Source organism: uncultured Maribacter sp. (assembly GCF_947495965.1).
Classification (GTDB): Bacteria; Bacteroidota; Bacteroidia; order Flavobacteriales; family Flavobacteriaceae; genus Maribacter_B.
Map to the genome: position 1 here is coordinate 327,624 of NZ_CANMBB010000001.1, position 20,673 is coordinate 348,296.

22 protein-coding genes are annotated in these 20,673 nt (G+C 32.4%); 8 read left to right on the plus strand and 14 right to left on the minus strand.

Going from position 1 to position 20,673, the window contains the following annotated elements; genetic code table 11:
• Positions 1–14: 14 nt before the first annotated feature.
• From Q0820_RS01470 to Q0820_RS01490, 5 genes are all read left to right on the plus strand, one after another.
• Positions 15–1,136 (plus strand): PepSY domain-containing protein, encoded by a 1,122-nt coding sequence (locus Q0820_RS01470; RefSeq protein ID WP_298484429.1) that lies wholly within the window; start codon positions 15–17, stop codon positions 1,134–1,136.
• A 53-nt stretch (positions 1,137–1,189) separates the two neighbouring features.
• Positions 1,190–1,690 (plus strand): YdeI/OmpD-associated family protein, encoded by a 501-nt coding sequence (locus Q0820_RS01475; RefSeq protein WP_298484430.1) that lies wholly within the window; start codon positions 1,190–1,192, stop codon positions 1,688–1,690.
• Positions 1,691–1,707: 17 nt separating this feature from the next.
• Entirely contained in the window at positions 1,708–2,196 is a 489-nt protein-coding gene (locus Q0820_RS01480) for an ATP-binding protein (RefSeq protein WP_298484431.1), read from the plus strand.
• Between the two features lie 68 nt (positions 2,197–2,264).
• Positions 2,265–2,636 (plus strand): VOC family protein, encoded by a 372-nt coding sequence (locus Q0820_RS01485; RefSeq protein ID WP_298484432.1) that lies wholly within the window; start codon positions 2,265–2,267, stop codon positions 2,634–2,636.
• An 18-nt stretch (positions 2,637–2,654) separates the two neighbouring features.
• Positions 2,655–3,410 (plus strand): DUF5995 family protein, encoded by a 756-nt coding sequence (locus tag Q0820_RS01490; RefSeq protein WP_298484433.1) that lies wholly within the window; start codon positions 2,655–2,657, stop codon positions 3,408–3,410.
• Here Q0820_RS01490 and Q0820_RS01495 read toward each other — a convergent pair whose 3' ends face one another.
• From Q0820_RS01495 to cobA, 14 genes are all read right to left on the minus strand, one after another.
• On the minus strand, positions 3,411–4,088 hold the full coding sequence (locus Q0820_RS01495) for a response regulator transcription factor (protein ID WP_298484434.1): 678 nt from the start codon (positions 4,086–4,088) through the stop codon (positions 3,411–3,413).
• A 115-nt stretch (positions 4,089–4,203) separates the two neighbouring features.
• On the minus strand, positions 4,204–5,457 hold the full coding sequence (locus Q0820_RS01500; protein WP_298484435.1) for a hypothetical protein: 1,254 nt from the start codon (positions 5,455–5,457) through the stop codon (positions 4,204–4,206).
• A 106-nt stretch (positions 5,458–5,563) separates the two neighbouring features.
• The gene (locus tag Q0820_RS01505) at positions 5,564–6,394 is read right to left on the minus strand and encodes an ABC transporter ATP-binding protein (protein ID WP_298484436.1); all 831 of its coding nucleotides are present in this window, start codon (positions 6,392–6,394) and stop codon (positions 5,564–5,566) included.
• Positions 6,395–6,405: 11 nt separating this feature from the next.
• Complete coding sequence (locus tag Q0820_RS01510; protein WP_298484437.1) at positions 6,406–7,245, minus strand: ABC transporter ATP-binding protein; 840 nt, start codon at positions 7,243–7,245, stop codon at positions 6,406–6,408.
• Between the two features lie 18 nt (positions 7,246–7,263).
• Positions 7,264–8,370 carry an ABC transporter permease gene (locus Q0820_RS01515; RefSeq protein WP_298484438.1) on the minus strand — a complete coding sequence of 369 codons (1,107 nt, stop codon included), beginning with the start codon at positions 8,368–8,370 and terminating at the stop codon, positions 7,264–7,266.
• A 25-nt stretch (positions 8,371–8,395) separates the two neighbouring features.
• On the minus strand, positions 8,396–9,766 hold the full coding sequence (locus Q0820_RS01520) for a CmpA/NrtA family ABC transporter substrate-binding protein (protein ID WP_298484439.1): 1,371 nt from the start codon (positions 9,764–9,766) through the stop codon (positions 8,396–8,398).
• Between the two features lie 309 nt (positions 9,767–10,075).
• Positions 10,076–10,789, minus strand: a complete 714-nt coding sequence (locus tag Q0820_RS01525) for a cytochrome c3 family protein (RefSeq protein WP_298484441.1) — start codon at positions 10,787–10,789, stop codon at positions 10,076–10,078.
• A 5-nt stretch (positions 10,790–10,794) separates the two neighbouring features.
• Positions 10,795–11,823 (minus strand): ferredoxin--NADP reductase, encoded by a 1,029-nt coding sequence (locus Q0820_RS01530; RefSeq protein WP_298484443.1) that lies wholly within the window; start codon positions 11,821–11,823, stop codon positions 10,795–10,797.
• 8 nt (positions 11,824–11,831) lie between these two features.
• Positions 11,832–12,311 carry a hypothetical protein gene (locus Q0820_RS01535; protein WP_298484445.1) on the minus strand — a complete coding sequence of 160 codons (480 nt, stop codon included), beginning with the start codon at positions 12,309–12,311 and terminating at the stop codon, positions 11,832–11,834.
• Positions 12,312–12,352: 41 nt separating this feature from the next.
• Entirely contained in the window at positions 12,353–13,186 is an 834-nt protein-coding gene (locus tag Q0820_RS01540) for a DUF3365 domain-containing protein (RefSeq protein WP_298484447.1), read from the minus strand.
• A 20-nt stretch (positions 13,187–13,206) separates the two neighbouring features.
• Positions 13,207–13,620, minus strand: a complete 414-nt coding sequence (locus Q0820_RS01545) for a globin family protein (RefSeq protein ID WP_298484449.1) — start codon at positions 13,618–13,620, stop codon at positions 13,207–13,209.
• A 255-nt stretch (positions 13,621–13,875) separates the two neighbouring features.
• Positions 13,876–14,628 (minus strand): Crp/Fnr family transcriptional regulator, encoded by a 753-nt coding sequence (locus Q0820_RS01550; protein WP_298484451.1) that lies wholly within the window; start codon positions 14,626–14,628, stop codon positions 13,876–13,878.
• 40 nt (positions 14,629–14,668) lie between these two features.
• A complete protein-coding gene (locus tag Q0820_RS01555; protein WP_298484453.1) occupies positions 14,669–16,060 on the minus strand; it encodes an MFS transporter in 1,392 nt (463 codons plus the stop codon).
• A gap of 157 nt (positions 16,061–16,217) precedes the next feature.
• The gene (gene cobA, locus Q0820_RS01560; protein ID WP_298484455.1) at positions 16,218–16,991 is read right to left on the minus strand and encodes a uroporphyrinogen-III C-methyltransferase; all 774 of its coding nucleotides are present in this window, start codon (positions 16,989–16,991) and stop codon (positions 16,218–16,220) included.
• Positions 16,992–17,118: 127 nt separating this feature from the next.
• Between cobA and nirB the strand changes: the two genes are divergently transcribed.
• From nirB to Q0820_RS01575, 3 genes are read left to right on the plus strand one after another with little or no spacing between them, the layout of a single operon-like run.
• Entirely contained in the window at positions 17,119–19,635 is a 2,517-nt protein-coding gene (gene nirB / locus Q0820_RS01565; RefSeq protein WP_298484456.1) for a nitrite reductase large subunit NirB, read from the plus strand.
• Between the two features lie 38 nt (positions 19,636–19,673).
• The gene (gene nirD, locus Q0820_RS01570) at positions 19,674–20,051 is read left to right on the plus strand and encodes a nitrite reductase small subunit NirD (RefSeq protein ID WP_298484457.1); all 378 of its coding nucleotides are present in this window, start codon (positions 19,674–19,676) and stop codon (positions 20,049–20,051) included.
• A 27-nt stretch (positions 20,052–20,078) separates the two neighbouring features.
• Positions 20,079–20,666, plus strand: coding sequence for a DUF4202 domain-containing protein (locus tag Q0820_RS01575; protein ID WP_298484458.1), 588 nt, complete (start codon positions 20,079–20,081; stop codon positions 20,664–20,666).
• Positions 20,667–20,673: the final 7 nt, after the last annotated feature.

The following is a 20,673-nucleotide window of genomic DNA, read 5'->3' on the forward strand; positions in this document are numbered from 1 at the left end:
AACAAAATAGCAAAGTGAAAAAAGTTATCTTTCAACTCCATAAAATATTAGGTTTAGCTACTGGTATAGTAGTATTTATTGTTTCTATAACTGGCTGTTGTTGGGCTTTTAGAGAAGAAATAGAAAGTTTATATGATGACTACAAAAAAGTTGAAATACAAGATAAAAACATACTAACACCAACACAAGCAAAAAAAATTGCCGAAAAAGCACTCCCAAAAAACACCATTCATGGTACTATTTTTAGAAAAGCAGGATATGCTATTGAAGTAATTTTTTATGATGCAGAACCAGAATTTTATCAAAGTGTTTTTTTAAATCCGTATACTGGAAAAGTAATTCAAATAGACAACCACCTTTCAGGTTTTTTTGCTTTTATCTTAAAGGGACATATGCGTTTGTGGCTTCCTAAAGGTATTGGAGAGCAAGTAGTGGGTGCATCTATATTAATTTTTATACTAATTATTATTTCAGGTTTTATATTATGGATTCCCAAAAAAAGAAAAAACTTAAAACAACGCCTAAAATTTGATTGGAAAGATACCACCAAATGGAAACGCAAAAATTTTGATTTACATACCGTAGTTGGTTTTTATATTTGCTCTCTTGCATTAATTCTGGCTTTCACTGGAGCTATGATTTCTTATAACTGGCTTAAATATGTAGTTTACATTGCATCTGGCGGAGAAAAAGAAGCTCGTTTTATAATCCCAGAAAACACAAGCGAACCTGTAATGGATGAAAAAACGGTTCCTATGGATTTTTTAATCACAAAACTTTTAAAAGAGTCACCCGAAGCCGATAGTTTTGAACTACACTACCCAAAAACTAAAAAAGAAAGTATTTATATAGAAGTCTCTAATAATAAAAGTACATTTTACGATTCGGACTTTCGTTTTTTTGACCAAAACACTTTAGAAGAATTAGAGACAACTAGTATTTATGGTAAATATGAAAATGCTAAAGTGGCCGATAAAATTTTGCGCATGCATTATGATATTCATATTGGAGCTATTGGCGGAATTTTTGGCAAAACAATTGCTTTTTTAGTTAGCTTACTTACCGCAACCTTACCCGTTACTGGAGTTTTACTTTGGTACGGAAGAACTTATAAAAAGAAAAATAGCTATAACTAAATAATAAACAAATTCTATATCTTTAGACTTGTTTATTACTACCATAGCAAATAATGCAAGACGAAAAACCTTTAGTTAATAAAGAATATTTACTTCAAAAATTCCCAGGTAAAGGCGGCTGGACATATGCCGAAATACCGGAGATACTTCAGAACAAAAACACCCCTTTTGGATGGGTAAAAGTAAAAGGCTCCATTGATTCGTATGCTTTAAAACAATACAAATTAATGCCAATGGGGAATGGCAAATTATTTTTGCCAGTAAAGGCTGAGATTCGCAAAAAAATTAAAAAACAGTCTGGAGACTATGTTCATGTTGTTCTATATTCTGATTTATCTACATTGGAAATTCCGTCTGAGATTTTAGCATGCTTTAAAAATGAACCTAAACAAATCCTACAAAACTTTACCTCTTTTACAGAAGGAGAACAAAAGACGTATTTAGATTGGATATACCAAGCAAAGACCGAAGAAACTAAAGCAAATAGGATAGCACAAATGCTTGAAAAAGTGGAGAAAAAATTGCGTTTTAAAGATAAAGAAAACTCCCTATAAATAATAAAAAAAATAGAATGATACATTTAATTGTTGGTAATACAGGTTCTGGAAAAACAACATATTCTAACTCTTTAAAAACAAAAAACAATGGTATCATTTTTTCAATAGACACATGGAACAATACTTTATTCCTTGTAGATAAAAAAGAAATCGATGGTTTAAGTTGGTTCTTAGAAAGAATTGAAAGGGCCGAAAAAATGATATGCAATTTAATAGAACAATTAGAAGCTTCTGGTGTAGATTCTATTCTAGACTTAGGTCTTTCTACATTAGAACATCGTGAAAAATTTAGAACGTTTGCTGCATTAAAAGGCTTTAAAACAACTACACATTTTTTAGATATTTCTAAAGAAATAAGACTGCGGAGAGTATTACAAAGAAATACAGAAAAAGGGGAAACCTTTGAATTTGAGGTGAGTCAGGAAAATTTTGATTTTATGGAAACTTGGTTCGAGAAACCTTCAGAATTAGAAGTGAAAAACGGAATTATAATAAAGGAATAAATTTCATAACTTACCATAACATAGAACTTCCCCCAACAAAAAATTGTATAACCTTTAATTTATTTGTCATGAAACTAGGAGCATTTTCTGTTAGTCTTACCGTTAAAGACCTTAAAAAATCTAAACTATTTTATGAAAAAATAGGATTTACTGTTTTTGCAGGAGAAATGGATAAGCAGTATTTAATTATGAAAAATCAAAAAACATTAATTGGACTTTTTCAAGACATGTTTCATAAAAACATATTAACTTTTAACCCTGGTTGGGATGAAAATGCTCAAAAATTAGATTCGTATACAGATATTAGAGATATTCAAAAACAATTACATGAAAAAGGAATTTCTATTCCTAACAAAATAGACACAACAAAAACAGGCCCTGCAAGTTTTATAATAACCGACCCCGACGGTAACCCAATTTTATTTGACCAACATGTATAGCTTAACTTTTACACAAACATGCATAAACCTACTACAATATCCGAGGTTTTAGTAGAACTAGACCTTATAATTGATGACGCTATTGCAAATAATGATCGTTTAGGTCTGTTTGCTTATGTATATAGAAGAACAACTGCTGAAGTTCTTAAAGAAGTAGAACTTGGAAATTTTGAAGATAATAACCAACTACAAAAAATGGATGTTGCTTTTGCTAATCTATATTTAGAAGCGTACCATAACTATAAAAAAGGGTTACCCGTAAGTAAATGTTGGGAATTTTCATTTCAATGTAAAACAGAGCCTCTTACCATTTTACAACATATTATGCTTGGTATTAATGCGCATATAAATTTAGATTTAGGCATTGCTACAAGCCAAACTATGAAAGGGAAAGATATTGGAGCTATTGCAAACGATTTTAACAAAGTAAATACCGTTCTTTTTAACATTACCAACGAACTTCAAAAAAGATTAGGAAGAGTATCTCCACTATTATTCTTATTAGATGTTGTTGGTGTAAAATCTGATGAACAAATTATAGATTTTAGCATGCGAAAAGCCAGAGAACAATCTTGGATTAGCGCAATGCATTTACACGCTTTAGATGGCAATGCAAATAAAAAAGCTATTGAAGACCTAGACCAATTAGTAGTTTCTTTAAGTGCAATTATAAAAGCCCCAAAGGCTTTTCTCATAAGAACAGGTTTAAGGCTAATCAGCTTTTTTGAAGAAAAAAATGTTGGTAAAATTATTCAAAGACTAAAAGAGGACTAATTAGATACTAGTTAAATTATAATCTTGGGCTTTTTTAGAAAGCTCCATTAAATTTTTAACCTCCATTTTGCGCATTAAATTAAACCTATGCGTTTCTACAGTACGCTTACTATTTTGTAATTTTTCTGATATTTCTTTGTTTGTTAGTCCAGATAATACTAACTCAAGTACTTTTAATTCTTTATTTGTAAGATTAAAAGGAGTTTCTTTTTCTGCATCTTTACTAACCTCTTCTGAGGCTTCCTTAGAAGGGTTTAATAAATTATTTACCAATACATTAGATATTGCTCCACTAAAATACTTACCTCCTTCTCTAACCGTATGTATAGCCTTTATAAATTCTGTTTTACCAGTATCTTTTAATAAATAGCCATTTGCACCAGCACTAACAGACTTTAAAATATATTCTTCCGAATCGTGCATAGAAAGTATTATAGTTTTAACCGCTACATTTTGTTTATTTAAAAGTGCAACAGCATCTATTCCATTTAAAACAGGCATACGTATATCTATGATTAAAACATCGGGTTTTTTATCTTTAACCATTGCAATAGCTTCTTGTCCATTAGAAGCTTCCCCAATAACCACTAAGTCCTGTTCACTTTCTAATAATGCTCTAATACCGTCTCTTACTAAAGAATGATCATCTGCTAGAACTATGCTTGTAGTTGTACTCATAAAATATTCAAATTTTTACAAATATAATTTAAAATACGTAGTACAAAAAAAGCTACCACAGCCACTGAAACTAAAGGACCATGGTAGCATGCTTGAAGCAAAGCTTCTTTATAACTTATTCTTTTGTTGTATTTAAAAATTTAGGCTTAAGAATTAACATAGCCCAAGCCCAATTTTGTGTTGATTTAGCTTCTGGGTTTCCTGCTGGATTTGGAAAATCATCGCTTTCAAAAAATTGCGAATACCCTGCTACTAACTTATACCCTTTAAAGCCTTTTGCAATTACAAAATCTATTTCTGATCCTAAAGAATTTTTGTCGCTAGATGCTTCAGAGAATGTGTGCCCTTTTAAAGTTATATTGTATCCCTTACCTACTTTAAAACTAGCTCCAAGGTTTAAATCTACCAAGCCATTCCCTACAGCGTGGTTACCTACATAAAACCTATCCATTAAACCATTAAATTTATGGTTTGTTCCATATAAAGGGAAGAAAGGAGCTGAATCATCTTCCTTACCAGAAATTACTTCTACACCTCCAAGAACTGTAAATTTTTCTGTTGCTTTAAGTGTAGCATCTAAACTCAATAAATAAGCGCCTTTTACATCTACGGCACCGGCTCTTTCACCAGATTGTATGTAAGCGTTTGCAGCTAAACCTAATTTACCAATTTTAGCCCCTGCATGCACACCAGCAGTTAAAAGGTTTGATTTGTCATCTGTTCCATTTTGAAAAGTAGTATTCATTACTAAACCACTAATATTAAACTTTTCAGATTCTTTACTAATATGGGCAAAAGCTAAGTTTCTGTATGAAAATAATAAGGCAGTATCATAAATATTATCTCCAAGAGTATTTACAGAATAACCTGCATCTAATGCAAAGCCAGATTTCTTATATTTTAATACCCCTACATCATGGGTACGTGCTTGTTGCGCCCAACCTAAGCCTCCTAAAATTCTTTGATCATCATAAGAAAGCGGTTGCCTACCTAATTTAAAACTCCAAAATTCAGAAAGTTTTAAATCTGCCCAAGCCTCTTGAATCCTAAAATTACCATTGCCAGCGGCAGATATTTGTGTTCTATCTCCAAATCTAAATACTTCTTGTATACCAATATATACCTTATAAGACTCCGTCATATAGGTGCTATTTAGAGCTACTCTTACAGAAGTACCTACAAAAGCATCTGTACCTTCACGACCAGAAAGGTTTCCTGCTGGAGCAGCAGTAGCTGGCTGGTATCTATAATTAAATCCGTTATTAAATAGTTCTGCTCTTGGACGAAATTCGCCTTCTAAAATAAATTGCGAATATCCAAATTGGATGCTTAGTAAGGCTATACCTAAAAGTAATAATTGTTTTTTCATAATAGTTTGTTTGATGTGATAAAAATATTTTTTTTTAATTACTTAATTTTATGATGCTTATCATGTTTTAACCAAAGCTTAAACATCTTCTTTTTAATACTATATTTTAATGCTCTAAAAATTCAATTAAATGTTTTCTGTATTTGTAATAATCGTCATGCTCTAAGACAGACTTTCTAGTTCTTGGTCTTTCAAAATCTATGTTTAAAATATCTCCAATTTTTGCTCTAGGGCCACTCGTCATCATAACCACACGATCCGCAAGAAAAATTGCTTCATCCACATCATGTGTAATCATTACTGCTGTTATCTTTTCTTTATTCCAAATTTCAATTAATATGTCTTGTAATTCTCCTCTGGTTAAAGAATCTAACATTCCAAAGGGCTCATCTAAAAGAAGTACTTTAGGTTTTATTGCAAAAGCTCTAGCTATACCTACACGTTGTTGCATACCTTGCGAAAGTGCTATTGCTTTTTTATCAAAAGAACCATCTAAACCAACTTTATGTAAATAATACTTAGCAATATCTTTACGCTCCTTTTTAGATGCATGAGGAAAAACTTGGTTTACTCCTAGTAACACATTCTCTAACGCGGTCATCCAAGGCATAAGACTTGGGGCTTGAAAAATTACACCGCGGTCTGGACCTGGCCCTTTTACAGGATTTCCTAATACTGCTATGTTTCCACCAGAAATAGGGTTTAAACCAGCAATCATAGATAACATGGTTGTTTTTCCGCATCCAGAATGCCCAATTATTGTCACAAATTCTTCCTTCATAATCTGAAGGTTTAAATCTTCTAACACTACATAATCTCCTTTTGGAGTTGGGTACACTTTTTTTAAGTTATGTAGATCTAACATTACTTTAGAAGGAAACTGAATTCCGTTTTCCGATAATATATTAGTGTCTGTATTTATTGTCGCTGTTTTCATCTTATATATTTTTATGCAACAAAACTTTTTGGACTTATTTCTGGAAGCTCATAGGTTTCATTAGAAACAGATTTACGTTCATTTCCTATATCCATTAAGTATTCTATGATAGCGTTTCTATTCTTCTTGTAAGTTTCATTATCATTTAATGAAGTTTTATCTCTTGGCCTTTCAATATCTATAATAAACTCTGGTCCCAAAGTTGCATTTGGCCCTGGCTTTAGAGGAATTATACGGTCTGCCATATAAATACCCTCATCTACATCATTCGTAATTAACAAAGCAGTACGTTTATCTTTAGACCAAATATTTAAAATTTCATCTTGTAAATTTCCTCTAGTTAACGCATCTAAAGCTCCTAAAGGTTCGTCCATAATTATCATTTCTGGGTTCATTGCCAAAGCTCTTGCAACAGCAACTCTTTGACGCATACCTCCAGAAAGTTCTTTTGGCCTTTTATTAATTGCAGGAGATAAACTAACCATAGCAACATAGTCTTTTACGATAGCCTGTAATTTTTCTTTACTTTCTTTTGGAAAAGCTTCTTTTACTGCCATATAAACATTTTGACCAACCGTAAGCCATGGTAGCAAAGAGTAGTTTTGAAAAATAACGCCACGTTCATGACTAGTATCTGTAACAGGCTCTCCTTTAAATAAAACTTCTCCGCTAGTAGGTTTAATTAATCCGTTTATTAAGTTTACAAGTGTTGTTTTTCCACTTCCTGTAAAACCTACTATAGCAACAAATTCTCCTTCTTCAATAGTTAAATTAATATTAGAAAGAACCTTTGTCCCTCCTGAAGCGTCTTCATATGTTTTACAAACATTTTTTAGTTCTAAATATGCCATAGTCGTAATTTTTAGTGGTTATACTCCTTCATTTTTATTAAATGAAACCATATTTTGTATGGTTAGCATAATACGGTCTAACAAGAATCCAATAATTCCAATAATAAACATTGCTACAATTATTTTAGAATTAGAATCTATTGCTCCATTCTGAAATTCTTCCCAAACAAAGGATCCTAATCCAGGACTTTGTGCTAAAAGTTCAATAGCAATAAGTACCATCCAAGCAACTGATAGCGTAATACGTAATCCTGTGAAAATTAACGGCAATGAGGAAGGTAATATAACTTTAAACACTTTTTGCATTGGCCCCAATTTTAAAACCTTTGCTACATTTATATAATCTTTATCCACGGATGAAACCCCCATTGCCGTATTCACTAATGTTGCCCACATAGAACACAAACCAACACTTATAAAAGAAATGATAAATGCACTATCTGAATTTGAATCTTTAGTTAATGTTTTAACAATCATGAAAACTAAAAGCAACCATACTACTGGTGATACTGGTTTAAATATTTGAATTAACCAATTAAAAGAACTTCTTAATGTTGTACTTAACCCTATTACAACCCCAATAGGAACTGCAATAACTAATGCTAATAAGAACCCAGCAAATACCGTTTTTAAACTTGTAAATATTTGATCTACAAAAGAAGGTCTTCCTGTATATGTAATGGGTTCTTTTCCTGCAGCAATTCTTTTTTCATTCATTACTGCAGTCTTTTCTTTAAAAGCAAGTTTATCTGCGCTAATAACTTTATGATCTTCTAATAAAGTTTTAAAAGAAGTCCAAACCTGAGATGGAGAAGGCAATGTATTTGGCTGGCAACTAATTTCTCCAGAAGCAATACAAGCTCTAATTTCATCTGCAGCTGCTTGTCCTTGATCTGCTAGGGCTTTTTCTATCTTAAAGTTTGCTTCCTTATTAAAAAGAGCTTTAGATCCTCCTTGCCAAACTCCTAAAAATAAAAGAATAGACAATAATGGTACAATAATTTTCTTTAAAAAGTTTACAATATCTTCTTTTTGCGGTTTTCCAGTAAATAGCGCTGTAATGGGTTTTAAAAAACCAAAACCCATTAGTTGCGTTATTTTATTTAAAGTAATACTTTGCTTCATAATTATTAGTTTAAATAGTTAGTGTTTAGTCTTTGTTTCCTATTGAAAAACTATTGATGTACCCTATTGGATCTTTTGCATCATATTTAGTACCGTCTATAAAATCTGTTGTAGCTGGCTTATACCCGTCTGTATCTGGAATATCTGTTGCAGGAATATGCCCTTCTGTTACTAATATTTTCGCTGCTTTTTCCCAGATATCTGGTCTATAAATATCTTTGATAGTATTTGAGTACCACTCTACTGGCTTAGCATCTGGAATTTGCCCCCATCTTCTCATTTGTGTTAAGAACCAAGTACCATCAGAATAGAATGGGTAAGTTGCATTATACTTGTAGAATACATTAAAGTCTGGCATTGCACGCTTGTCTCCTTTTTCGAACTCAAAAGTACCTGTCATAGAGTTTGCTAAAACCGCTTCATCTGCACCTACGTATTGCGACATAGATAATATTTTTACAGCTTCAGCTCTATTACTTGGCTCATCTAACCATTTACCAGCTCTAATAAGTGCTTTAGTAACTGCTACTGCCGTATTAGGATTTTCCTCAACAAATTTCTTTGTCATTACAAATACTTTTTCTGGGTTATTTTTCCAGATATCATAGTTTGTTGTAACTGGCACACCAATACCTTTAAATACTGCTTGTTGGTTCCATGGTTCTCCTACACAGTATCCATATATTGTACCTGCTTCAAGAGTAGCTGGCATTTGTGGCGGAGGAGTTACTGATAATAATACCTCAGCATCAATCTGCCCTTGCACATTATCTTTTGTGTACATTCCTGGGTGAATACCCGCTGCTGCTAACCAATAACGAATTTCATAGTTATGTGTAGATACTGGAAATACCATTCCCATTTTAAAAGCTTTACCAGAATTTTTATACTCTGTAATTACTGGTTTTAAAGCATCTGCTTTAATTGGGTGTACTGGTTTACCATCTGCTCCTTTAGGGACATTTGGCTTCATTTTAGACCAAACATCATTAGATACCGTAATTCCATTTCCATTTAAATCCATAGAAAAAGGAGTAACCAATTCTGCTTGTCTACCAAAACCTGCTCCTGCAGCAATTGGCTGTCCTGCTAACATATGAGAACCATCTAACTGACCATCAATAACACGATCTAAAATATTTTTCCAGTTAGATTGCGCTTCTACAGAAACAAACAATCCTTCTTCTTCAAAAAAGCCTTTTTCTTTTGCAATGGCTAAAGGCGCCATATCTGTTAATTTTATAAAGCCAAAAGTTAATTGTGGTTTTTCAATTTCTAATGTTGTAGCTGCAGCTTCAGTTGCTGTTTCCGTAGCTGCCTTTTTTGTTTTATCACCACAGGATGCCGCTAGGACAAAAAGTAACAAAAAAGCGGTTTTTTTAAAGATAGTTTTCATATTTATAATTTTAAATGTTCTACGTATTAATACTTATTCAAGACAAATATATACGTAACACTAAAAGTATTCTATGGCATTACCCATCTTAAATCCGTCTTTTACACCATAGTTATACCATGAAACTAACAGTTTAAAAACTATCAAAAAACACATTTACACAATAACACTATGTTTTACAGCACTTTACAAAAAATAATCAATACGTATAATCTAATAAAAAAGGCTACGTAACTACTACTTAGAATAAAAAAAGCCAACTAAATACGTATTTAGTTGGCTTTTTTTTATAATATATGTACTCTTATTTTATTTCTTATTTAAATTTAATTTAATCCATTCTGGCTCAGACAAACCAATATATTTTTTATCCGTTCCATAAGGATCTTTCCCTCCTTTTAAATAAGCATTAATTGTTTGCATAGGAATGGTATCTTGTAATTTTGTTGGAACTTCATATCTATGATTTCCATGAAAATCATGACACTGTATACATGTATTCCATTGTTCTTCTGCAATAAGTGTTTCATGAGCAACATCTATAGGATCCTCTTCTACTTTTAAATCTTGATGACAGTTCATACAATAATTAACAGCTGCAACAGTAACCCTCTCTCCATTATGTTCTGAGTGGCAAGTAATACAAGTTGTAGCGTCTATTACTTTTATAATTTCTTTAAATCTTGGTTCCGAAAAACGATGATTAGGGTGCCTGTCATTTGGTCTATCATGGCATTGCAAACAATTTTCAACCGTAACATCTTGGGTTCCAAAATCTACATTATGTTCTCTCATACCAATTGCAAATTGTATATTAGATTGGATTTGTTGGGATAAATTTCCTTTAGCATCGGCATGGCAAGTAACACAAGATAAATCATCATGCCCTTCATTCATTGGACCAAGTGAGATATATTCCTCAGAAGACTTTAAGGTTAAAAACAAAACAACACATATTCCTATTAGCACCCCTACAATACCTCCAGTAAATTGTCTTTTTCTTAATGGACTTATTTTAAACATACCTTTTAAAAATTAATTACAACATTTTCACTAGCAGGATAGCTTATACAGGTTAATATTTTACCATCTTCTACTTCTTCTGGCGGCATAAAATGCCCCTCTGTCATTACCACATCTCCTTTAGAGCAAGATGCTTTACAAGTAGAACACATACCAGACCTACAAGAATATGGTAAAGCAATATTATTTACCATTGCCATTTGTAAAATAGATTTGTTTTTAGGAACTTTAATTTTATAGGATTCATTATCATAATTAATCTCTACATCGCATTCTTGATTTTCTCCGACAACTGCTATTTTTGGACTTGCAAAAACTTCGACCTTAATATTAGAAGGAGAAACGTTCTTAGTATTTAAAATTTCTTTAACACACTCCATATATCCAAAGGGACCACAAATCATATATTCATTTGAATTGAATTTTAAATTGTGCTTTTCCATAATTGCTATCAAAACTTCCTCTGTAAGCAAACCTGAATAATAATTTAATGGAGCATTATCACTTTTAGAAAGTATATGTTCTACTCTGAATGAGGAAGCATACTTCTTAGTTAAGTTTTCAATCTCTTTATTAAAAATAATCCCTTCGTAATTTTGATTAGCATACACCAAGAGAATTTTAGAATTTGGTTCTTTTTCTAGAACAGATTTTACAATAGAAAATATTGGGGTTATACCACTACCACCAGCAAAAAAAACATATTGTTTTGTAGTCTCTTTTTTTGGGGCTAAACAAAAACTTCCTGTAGGTTTATCTACTTCATACTTATCTCCTACTTTAAAATTATCATGAATATAATTAGATACCAACCCCTGATCTACCCTCTTTATTGTTATTCTTAAATCTGAATCGGTATAAGGATTACTACTAAAGGAGTAGGCTCTTTTATGCACTGTATTATCTATAGGAACATTAATAGACATAAACTGCCCTGGTTTATAGGCTAGCCTTTTAAAAAAATTTCCATTTTTAAAACAGATGGTTACAGCATCTTTTGTCTCCTGTATTATTTCTTTTACTAATAACTTCATTTATAGACTTATTTATAATAAAACACCATTACTATATGGAAACACATTAAAATGGAGATGATTATTGAAAATGCCACATGAAAAATCATCCAACCTTTAAATAAAATTTCTCCTTTACTTTTTATAACATCTAAATTTATATACCCCAAAAGAGCATTAGCAAAAAACAAATAAGACATAAGAGCTATATAGCCATATCCTAATTTTACACTATGAATATAAAAAAGAAGAGGACTCATTGCTCCTAGCCACTTATGAATTGTTGCCATTTTCATGGCACTTTGTCTAAACCTTTTAATTATACGTGAAAAGGTTAACAGCCACTGAAAAATGATAAACAATGCCACTCCTAAACCAGACCATCTTTTATAGTTTTCTTGTTGTTGCAGTTCTTGTAACCACACCCATTCTATATTTCCAAAATAGAATACAAAAAAGGCGGATAACAATACCAATCCTAAAACAGTAGAGTTGTTATTACTTTTCACTAATATAAAATCTAATAGAGGTTAAAAAATTGCTATTTAGTTTACTCCCTTACAGCTACTAATTTTTTCATTGTTTTGTAAGAAGTTAATTTCTTAACACTATCTAAAAACACTTCAGATGTTGGCAAGTAATTCCCTTCTACTGGCCATTTATCTCCAATAATTGGTTTTTCACTTTCTTTAAATGCAGCTATTTCATTTAAGTATTCTACATATATATCTACAGTACCCATTGCATAAGAGTTTAACACATCTACTGTTTCTTTATAGGTTAAAGAATCTTTAGGATATTGCCATGTTGTAGCCCCCATTACGTCTCCTAGTTTCCAGTCATCCTTTGTCGTTTGCGGATGTTTATTATGACATGTAACACATGCTCCTGCACTAGCCAAATCTGCAAACATAGCGGTATGTAATTTTGTATCCTCTTCATAAAAAAATTGTGGTTTTTGGTCAACTTTTATTTTTTTAAAAAGCTCTGCTTGTTTCCCTTCAAACTTATTTGCTGCATTTACAGGAAAATCAGAACCCAAATATAGTCCTAATGGCACTGGGCTTTTTCTTATACTTGTTGCTACACCTCTTAAAAAAAGAGCTGGTAAAGGTCCAGCTTCAACATCATCTTTTCTCCAATCCTCATCAAACTTCATACCTTGTAATTTTCCTTTTCCAACAATAGCTTTAGTGTACAGGGTTCTTGTAACATCATTCTCTTCTGCAACCATTTCCAGAACTTCTTCCACAGAAAAAGCATTATTAGCCATCTCCCCATCTTTTACTTTTTCTTCAGGAACCCCTCCACATGAATTAAGAAGAATAAGACTAGTTAATAAAATAGCGATTACTAAAACTGGATTTTTTTCTATATTTTTCATACGAGTAAATTTTAGGCTTATTAATAAGATGCTTTTATCATTACGTCAGACATAGTTCCATAAACCGATGCCCATGCTTCTTTAACTTCTGGAGTAAAATCATCTCCTAACCCCACAGAAAGTGTATCTAACAAAGCTGCGCCTACAGTATTATAATGAGAGGGCTCTACTTTGTATTCCACGTGTTTTTTTCCAAGATTTTCTAAAACAGGAACCAACATATCTAGATTACTTAATCCTGCAACGGCACTACCTAACATAGTCATTAACTTATTTCCTTGTACTGCCATTTTTTCTTGATCCGATGGAAATAAAGGCTTTAATGCTGGATCCAGCTCAAATAACTTAGTATAAAATATCTCTGCTGCTGTAGAGGCAATTGGTTTTACCTTTTCGAATGATTCTTGAACAAGAGAAATTGTTTTTTCTTCCATAATAGATTGTTTTAGTTTAATGGTTATTCTAAAAATAAAGATTACGTATTTTACGTATTTTTACTTAGACAAATGTAAAGACCAAAACTTAAATATTGTATGATTAAAGACAGAAGTAAATATTTATTATTTCATAAAGCAACAATGTTTTTCACCCTTATTAAATATGATTTTAAACCATAAAAAAGGCTGCATAAATGCAGCCTTTTCAGAAAGGTTTGAAAAAAATAAACAACTAACTATTACAAACACTTACTATGTATCTAAATAGAAATTGTGTTCCGATATTTCTCTTTTGAGAAGTTTTACATCTGGAATACCTATACGCTTTCCTTTTGCTATTACTAAGTTTTCTTTCTTTAAAACTGATAAAATACGTATTACTTGCTCTTCTGTTGTGCCAGCATAATCTGCATATTCTTTTCTACTTAATTGAAGGTTTATATAACCATTAAGTTGCCCAAATTTTCTATTAACATAGAGAAGTGTATCTATTACTCTTTCCCTAACTGTCATTTGAGATATTGATTTTACTTTAGCCTCACTCTTATTGAGTTCGTTTGCATAAAAAAGCATTAAATCATAGGTAAAACTTGCATCTTCTTTTAAAGCATATTGCAACAAATTTTTAGAAAAATAACATAATGTAGTATTTTCTAAGGCTATTGCAGATATGGAATAATATTCCTCAGTTCCAAAACCTCTGTGACCAATTATTTCTCCTTCTTTTGCAAAACGTACTATTTGCTCTCTACCATTAATACCTGTTCTAAAAACTTTTACTTTTCCTTTTAATATAAAAAACAATCCATTTACAGGTGCTCCTTCCATAATAAACTGCTGTCCTTTTTTACAGTTTATGTCTGTTTTTTCATAAGAAAAGTCTAAAACTATTTTAGATGTAATGTTTTTTTTCATCAAACACTTTACATTTTCACACGTATCACAAGAAATACCAGACATGGACTTTCTTCTCATTTTTTGTATGTTATCTGTGTTTGATTGCATATCTACTGTTTTAAATTACTAATGCTCGGCTACTAAACCATTATTTATCTGCCTTTAAAACCAATTCTGGACTCTCTTCTGCTACAGGAGCAAACTTAATAGTCAATGCTAATATTCCTGCAAGAACAACAAAACCTCCAATGATAAAATAACCGCTAGAAACCGCTGATGCTGATGCCGCCATTTGTGCAGATTTAACTGCCTGTTCTCCAAGCTCAGAATTGGAAGCTATTGCAGCACTTTCTGCTACTGCCGATTTAGATTTTAAAAGCATAGCTGCAACAAAGGCACCTACGTTACCTCCAGCTCCTACAATTCCAGAAATAGAGCCTATTGCTTTTTTATTTATAAAAGGAACTACAGAAAATGTTGCACCTTCTGCCATTTGTACACTTAAACTAAAGGCTATTAAAAATCCCATACCCACTACTATACTAGTTGTAGTAGAAAAAGTGGTAAGAACAATACCCTCTATAGCAAGAATTACAGCCAAGAAAATTACACGACCTCTTAAACCTTTGAGTCTTCCAAACATGTCTCCAAAATACCCTCCTAAGGTTCTTGCAAAAATGTTCATTAAAGCAAAAGACAGCACTAAATTTCCTGCAAAACTCCTACTTAATCCAAATCTATTTTGCAAATAATCGTCCATAGTACCATAAACGGTAAGTTCCATTCCAAAACAAGCAGCGTATATTAAAAAAAGTATCCAAACTCTATAATCTTTTAAAACTTCTAAAAAACCTATTTCGTCTTTTTTACTTGTAGGTAACTCTCCTCTTTCTTTTAATTCTTTATAGTTGCCTTCTGGCGTATCTTGTGTAAAAAAGAAATATACAATACCCATTATAAAACAAGTAACACCAGCAATAATCATAGAATACCTCCAAGCATTTTCCGCTTCGGCAATTCCCAAACTCACTACCGCAGCCGCAATAATTGGCATTCCTAATCTATTGGCTCCACCTCCAAGGTTACCCCATCCTGCAGAAGTTGCGTTTGCTGTACCAACAATATTTGATGCAAACATTATAGAGGTATGCACTTGGGTAATTACAAAAGAAGCCCCAATAAAACCTATAAATAACCTACATATTAAAAATTGTTCTGGCGTTTGCACAAACCCTATTAATATAACTGGCAAAGCTCCAATCATTAACATCCAGGTGTAACATAAACGCGGTCCATATTTATCACATAATTTACCAATTGCTAATCTTGCAAATACAGTCCCTGAAACGGCAAGAATAATAGAGTTCCATTTTTGTTCTGGTGTTAACCCTAAATCCTTAACTACATCTGGCATAAAAGGCACTATACCAAACCATGAAAAGAAGCACAAGAAGAATGCTATAGAGGTTATCCAAAATGTTCTTGTAGAAATACTTTTAAAATTAAGTAACTGTAGCTTTGTTGCTTTTTTATTTTCCATGATACGTATTTATATACTTAAATTGTAAATCAAAACTACGTATTAATACTTAAAAATAAAATTGAATTCTAAAAAAGTGAGAAATTTTATGAAAATGAAAAAAAGTAGGTGCGTAAAAACAGAAAATCATAAATAAAACTATTAAAAAACATAGAAATTACATGTAATCATGCAGGACTCGTTGTAACTCTTCTTCAAAAAATGCAGGATGTTCTGATACAACATTACCAATTATAATAATACCTGGCTGTGTAACATCTACTTTACGATACAAACTCATAGCCTCTCCTAAAGTTCCCACAACACAGGTTTCATTTTTCAAAGTTCCATTTTGTATAAGTGCCACAGGAGTAGCTTCTCCTCTATACTTAGACACATTCTTAGCTATAGCATCAAATTTACGAACCCCCATTAAAATAACCATAGTTGCAGAGGATTGCGCAGCTAACTTTAAATCTTCAGAAAAGCTATTGTCTTTTTTTGTTGCAGTCATTACCCAAAAACTACTACTAACTCCCCTTTTAGTAACCGGAATACCTTGGCTTTGCGGAACAGCAATTGCACTAGTTACCCCAGGAACTACAGTTACTGGAATACCAAAATTTTCTGCATATTCTATTTCTTCACTAGCTCTACCAAAAACAAAAGGATCCCCACCTTTTAAACGTACTACATGACCACATTCAAATGCTTTTTCTACTAACAACTTATTTATAGAATCTTGTGTATAAGAATGCTTATTACATCTTTTACCTACGTATATTTTTGGAATATTTTCATCAATCTCACATAAGAGTTCTTTACTAATTAAAGCATCATATAAAATTACATCTGCAGACTGTAAAAGCTTAAAACCTCTACGCGTTATTAGGTCGCTACTACCAGGACCAGCTCCTACTAAAGATATTCTTGGTTTTTTGCTTTTAATCATAATTTCTAATTTTTTAGGACTAACAATTGTGAATTCTGCAACAAAACTACGTGTTTATTTTGATAAAATTATATAAAAAATACGTAATTATACGTATTTTTGTAATGTAATATCTAAACAAGTACGTATGAAAACTATAATAGTAGTTGGAAATGGGATGGTGGGTTATAAATTTTGTGAAAAATTTGTAGCTAAAGAAGGAAGTGAAAAATTTAAGGTAATAGTTTTTGGTGAAGAACCAAGACCTGCTTATGACCGTGTACATTTAAGTGAGTTTTTTGAAAATCAAGATGCAAAAGCATTAGAAATGGCTCCTGCCGAATGGTATGCGGAAAATAATATAGATTTAATTGTTGGCGAACGCGTTACAGATATTCACAAGGCCTCTAAAAAAATTACCACAGCAAAAGACCGTGAGTTATCTTACGATTATTTAGTATTAGCAACTGGTTCTTCTGCCTTTGTACCTCCTATTAAAGGCGTAGAAAAAGAAGGGGTTTTTGTGTACAGAACTATTGAAGATTTAGAAGGTATGCTTGCTTATGCCGCTAAACTAAAACAAACTAATCCTAATGCAAAAGCAGCTGTACTTGGTGGCGGATTATTAGGTTTAGAGGCTGGAAAAGCAGTAATGGATATGGGACTAGAGCCACATATTGTAGAATTTGCACCTAAACTAATGCCAAGGCAACTAGATTCTAGAAGTAGTCAGGTATTACAACTTAAGTTAGAATCTATAGGACTAAACATACATTTAAGTAAAGCTACTAACCAAATTTTAGGAGATAAAGCTATTACAGGAATGGAATTTGGAGAAGATGATGTATTAGATGTAGAAATGCTAATTATATCTGCAGGTATTCGTCCAAGAGACGAGCTAGCTAAAACATGTGATTTAGAAATGGGTGTTCGTGGTGGTATCGTTGTAGATAACAAAATGCAAACCTCGGACCCTAATATTTATGCTATAGGAGAAATTGCTCTTTACAACCAAATGATATATGGTTTAGTTGCTCCAGGTTATGATATGGCAGGGGTTGCTGCAGACCAAATATTAGGAGAAAGCAAGAGTGTAATGGCAGAAGAAATAGACATGTCTACCAAACTTAAACTTATTGGAGTAGATGTTGCTAGTTTTGGGGAACCTTTTATGCCTGCGGCAAAAGGACATTCTATAATATTTGAAAATAAAACCCAACATTTATACAAAAGAATAAACGTAAGTCTTGATGGTAAAAAATTATTAGGTGGTATTCTAGTTGGCGATGCTACAGATTATAGCATGTTACACCAAATTTATTTAAACGGAATGGCCATTCCTGAAGACCCTGCACAGTTAATTTTACCCGCTACTGAAGGTGGTGGTTCTTTTGGCGATGTTATGGACTTACCAGATGAAGCGCAAATATGTTCTTGTGAAAATGTTACAAAAGGGCAAATTTGCGGAACTATTGAAAGTGGGGAATCTAAAGATTTAGCAGATGTAGTTAGTTGCACCAAAGCAGGTACTGGTTGCGGCGGTTGCAAACCAATGGTAAAAGACCTTACGGAAGCTACTCTAAAATCTTTAGGCATAGAAGTAAAAGATACCGTTTGTGAACACTTTGATTTAAACAGACAAGATTTATATAAAATTATACAAGTAAAAGGATATAAAACTTTTGATGAAGTTCTAGACAATCACGGAAATGGTGGCCATGGTTGTGAGTTATGTAAACCCGTTGTAGCATCTTTAATGGCTAGTATAAATGCTGATACTGCTAATAAAGAATACGCTATACAAGATTCTAATGATAGGTTCTTAGCTAACATTCAGCGTAACGGAACGTATTCTGTTGTTCCTCGTGTTCCTGGTGGAGAAATTACACCAGATAAGTTAATTGCACTAGGAGAAATTGCTAAGAAATACGACTTATATACAAAAGTAACTGGTGGTGTTCGCATCGATTTATTTGGTGCTACTCTAAACCAGTTACCTTTAATCTGGAAAGATTTAATAGGTCATGGTTTTGAAAGTGGCCATGCTTACGGAAAATCTTTACGTACTGTAAAAACTTGTGTAGGTTCTACATGGTGTCGTTACGGTATGGATGAAAGTGTAAGTTTTGGTATTGAATTAGAAAATAGATACCGAGGAATACGTGCACCTCACAAAATTAAAGGTGGCGTTTCTGGTTGTATTCGTGAATGTGCCGAAGCCCGTGGCAAAGATTTTGGTTTAATTGCTGTAGAAGGTGGCTGGAACTTATATCTTGGTGGTAATGGTGGCGCTACACCAAGACATGCCGAGTTATTTGCAGAGCAAATAGATAACAAAACGGTAATTAAATATATAGACCGTTACCTAATGTTATACATGCGTACTGCAAAACCATTACAAAGAACTGCGGCATGGCAAGAACGTTTAGAAGGTGGTCTTGATTATTTAAAAGAAGTAATTATTGAAGATAAATTAGGAATTGCAGAAGATTTAGAAAATGAAATGCAAACGCTAGTGAATAAGTTTGAATGCGAATGGACACAAGCTATTAATGACCCTGAAATGATGAAACGTTTTAACCACTTTGTAAATAGCGACGAAGAAGATGATAACTTAGTTTTTGTGCCATTAAGAGAACAAAAAATGCCAGAAAAATGGGTCTAATTAAGTTTTAAAACAACCAATTTCTAAATTTTTAAGCAATGAATATACTTTCAGATAAATATACCACAGTAAAACCAGAAAATGTAACTATTTGGTTTAAAGCAGCACCAGTTACTGCGTTTCCAAAAGATGGAGGCGCATGTGTAAAATATAAAGATTTGCAAATTGCCGTATTTAATTTTAAAAGACTAAATACATGGTATGCTTGCCAAAACCTATCTCCAGAAAAACAAGAAATGGTTTTAAGTAGAGGAATGATTGGGGACCACAAGGGTATTCCTATGGTTGCTTGCCCTTTACACAAAAAGATATTTTCATTAGAAAATGGCGAGAATCTAAATGGCGATTTAGAAGCAATTGCAACATATCCTGTAAAAATTGAAAATGACTTTGTGTATGTAGGTTTTTCTGAATAGCTTTGGATTTACTAATCCTAGTTATATATGGCAACTACAGAAAAATCACAAAAAGCATATTCTTTATTTGATGCTGCAAATGAAAAAGACCCAAATAAAGAAGAATACCAAGGAAAAACTTACGCAAAAGAAGTATTATATGCTATAAGGATGACAAACAAATTAAATGTGTTTGCACCAAATGCATCAGAAGCATTACAACTTACTGCACGTTGCCAACATATTTGCAGATGGGAAATAGCAAGAGATAGCTACGAAATGAATAGAGCTGGTTATCTTAAATGGAGACAAGATTTAAAAAAATATCATGCTAAAAAATCTTCTGAAATATTAAAAGAAGTAGGCTATGATCAAGAAACCATAGATAAAGTTGCTTTCCTTCTAGAAAAGAAACAACTTAAAAAAAACGAAGAAACGCAAATACTCGAAGATGTAATTTGTTTAGTCTTTTTAGAGTTTTATTTTGAACCTTTTGCTAAAAAATATGAAGAGGACAAACTAATAGATATTTTACAAAAAACATGGCGCAAAATGTCTGATAAAGGACACCAAGCAGCTTTAAAACTACCTTTATCAGATGCTTCTTTAGCATTAGTAACAAAAGCACTAGCCTAAAAAATCA

Excerpts from the sequence above, each read along its gene's own strand:
- Q0820_RS01575 (WP_298484458.1), top strand. The coding sequence starts at position 20,079 with ATGGCAACTACAGAAAAATCACAAAAAGCATATTCTTTATTTGATGCT.
- nirD (WP_298484457.1), top strand. The coding sequence starts at position 19,674 with ATGAATATACTTTCAGATAAATATACCACAGTAAAACCAGAAAATGTA.
- Q0820_RS01475 (WP_298484430.1), top strand. The coding sequence starts at position 1,190 with ATGCAAGACGAAAAACCTTTAGTTAATAAAGAATATTTACTTCAAAAA.
- Q0820_RS01550 (WP_298484451.1), bottom strand. The coding sequence starts at position 14,628 with ATGCAATCAAACACAGATAACATACAAAAAATGAGAAGAAAGTCCATG.
- Q0820_RS01480 (WP_298484431.1), top strand. The coding sequence starts at position 1,708 with ATGATACATTTAATTGTTGGTAATACAGGTTCTGGAAAAACAACATAT.
- Q0820_RS01490 (WP_298484433.1), top strand. The coding sequence starts at position 2,655 with ATGCATAAACCTACTACAATATCCGAGGTTTTAGTAGAACTAGACCTT.
- Q0820_RS01530 (WP_298484443.1), bottom strand. The coding sequence starts at position 11,823 with ATGAAGTTATTAGTAAAAGAAATAATACAGGAGACAAAAGATGCTGTA.
- Q0820_RS01545 (WP_298484449.1), bottom strand. The coding sequence starts at position 13,620 with ATGGAAGAAAAAACAATTTCTCTTGTTCAAGAATCATTCGAAAAGGTA.
- Q0820_RS01485 (WP_298484432.1), top strand. The coding sequence starts at position 2,265 with ATGAAACTAGGAGCATTTTCTGTTAGTCTTACCGTTAAAGACCTTAAA.
- Q0820_RS01495 (WP_298484434.1), bottom strand. The coding sequence starts at position 4,088 with ATGAGTACAACTACAAGCATAGTTCTAGCAGATGATCATTCTTTAGTA.
- Q0820_RS01525 (WP_298484441.1), bottom strand. The coding sequence starts at position 10,789 with ATGTTTAAAATAAGTCCATTAAGAAAAAGACAATTTACTGGAGGTATT.
- Q0820_RS01510 (WP_298484437.1), bottom strand. The coding sequence starts at position 7,245 with ATGGCATATTTAGAACTAAAAAATGTTTGTAAAACATATGAAGACGCT.
- Q0820_RS01540 (WP_298484447.1), bottom strand. The coding sequence starts at position 13,186 with ATGAAAAATATAGAAAAAAATCCAGTTTTAGTAATCGCTATTTTATTA.
- Q0820_RS01505 (WP_298484436.1), bottom strand. The coding sequence starts at position 6,394 with ATGAAAACAGCGACAATAAATACAGACACTAATATATTATCGGAAAAC.
- Q0820_RS01555 (WP_298484453.1), bottom strand. The coding sequence starts at position 16,060 with ATGGAAAATAAAAAAGCAACAAAGCTACAGTTACTTAATTTTAAAAGT.
- Q0820_RS01520 (WP_298484439.1), bottom strand. The coding sequence starts at position 9,766 with ATGAAAACTATCTTTAAAAAAACCGCTTTTTTGTTACTTTTTGTCCTA.
- Q0820_RS01515 (WP_298484438.1), bottom strand. The coding sequence starts at position 8,370 with ATGAAGCAAAGTATTACTTTAAATAAAATAACGCAACTAATGGGTTTT.
- Q0820_RS01500 (WP_298484435.1), bottom strand. The coding sequence starts at position 5,457 with ATGAAAAAACAATTATTACTTTTAGGTATAGCCTTACTAAGCATCCAA.
- cobA (WP_298484455.1), bottom strand. The coding sequence starts at position 16,991 with ATGATTAAAAGCAAAAAACCAAGAATATCTTTAGTAGGAGCTGGTCCT.
- nirB (WP_298484456.1), top strand. The coding sequence starts at position 17,119 with ATGAAAACTATAATAGTAGTTGGAAATGGGATGGTGGGTTATAAATTT.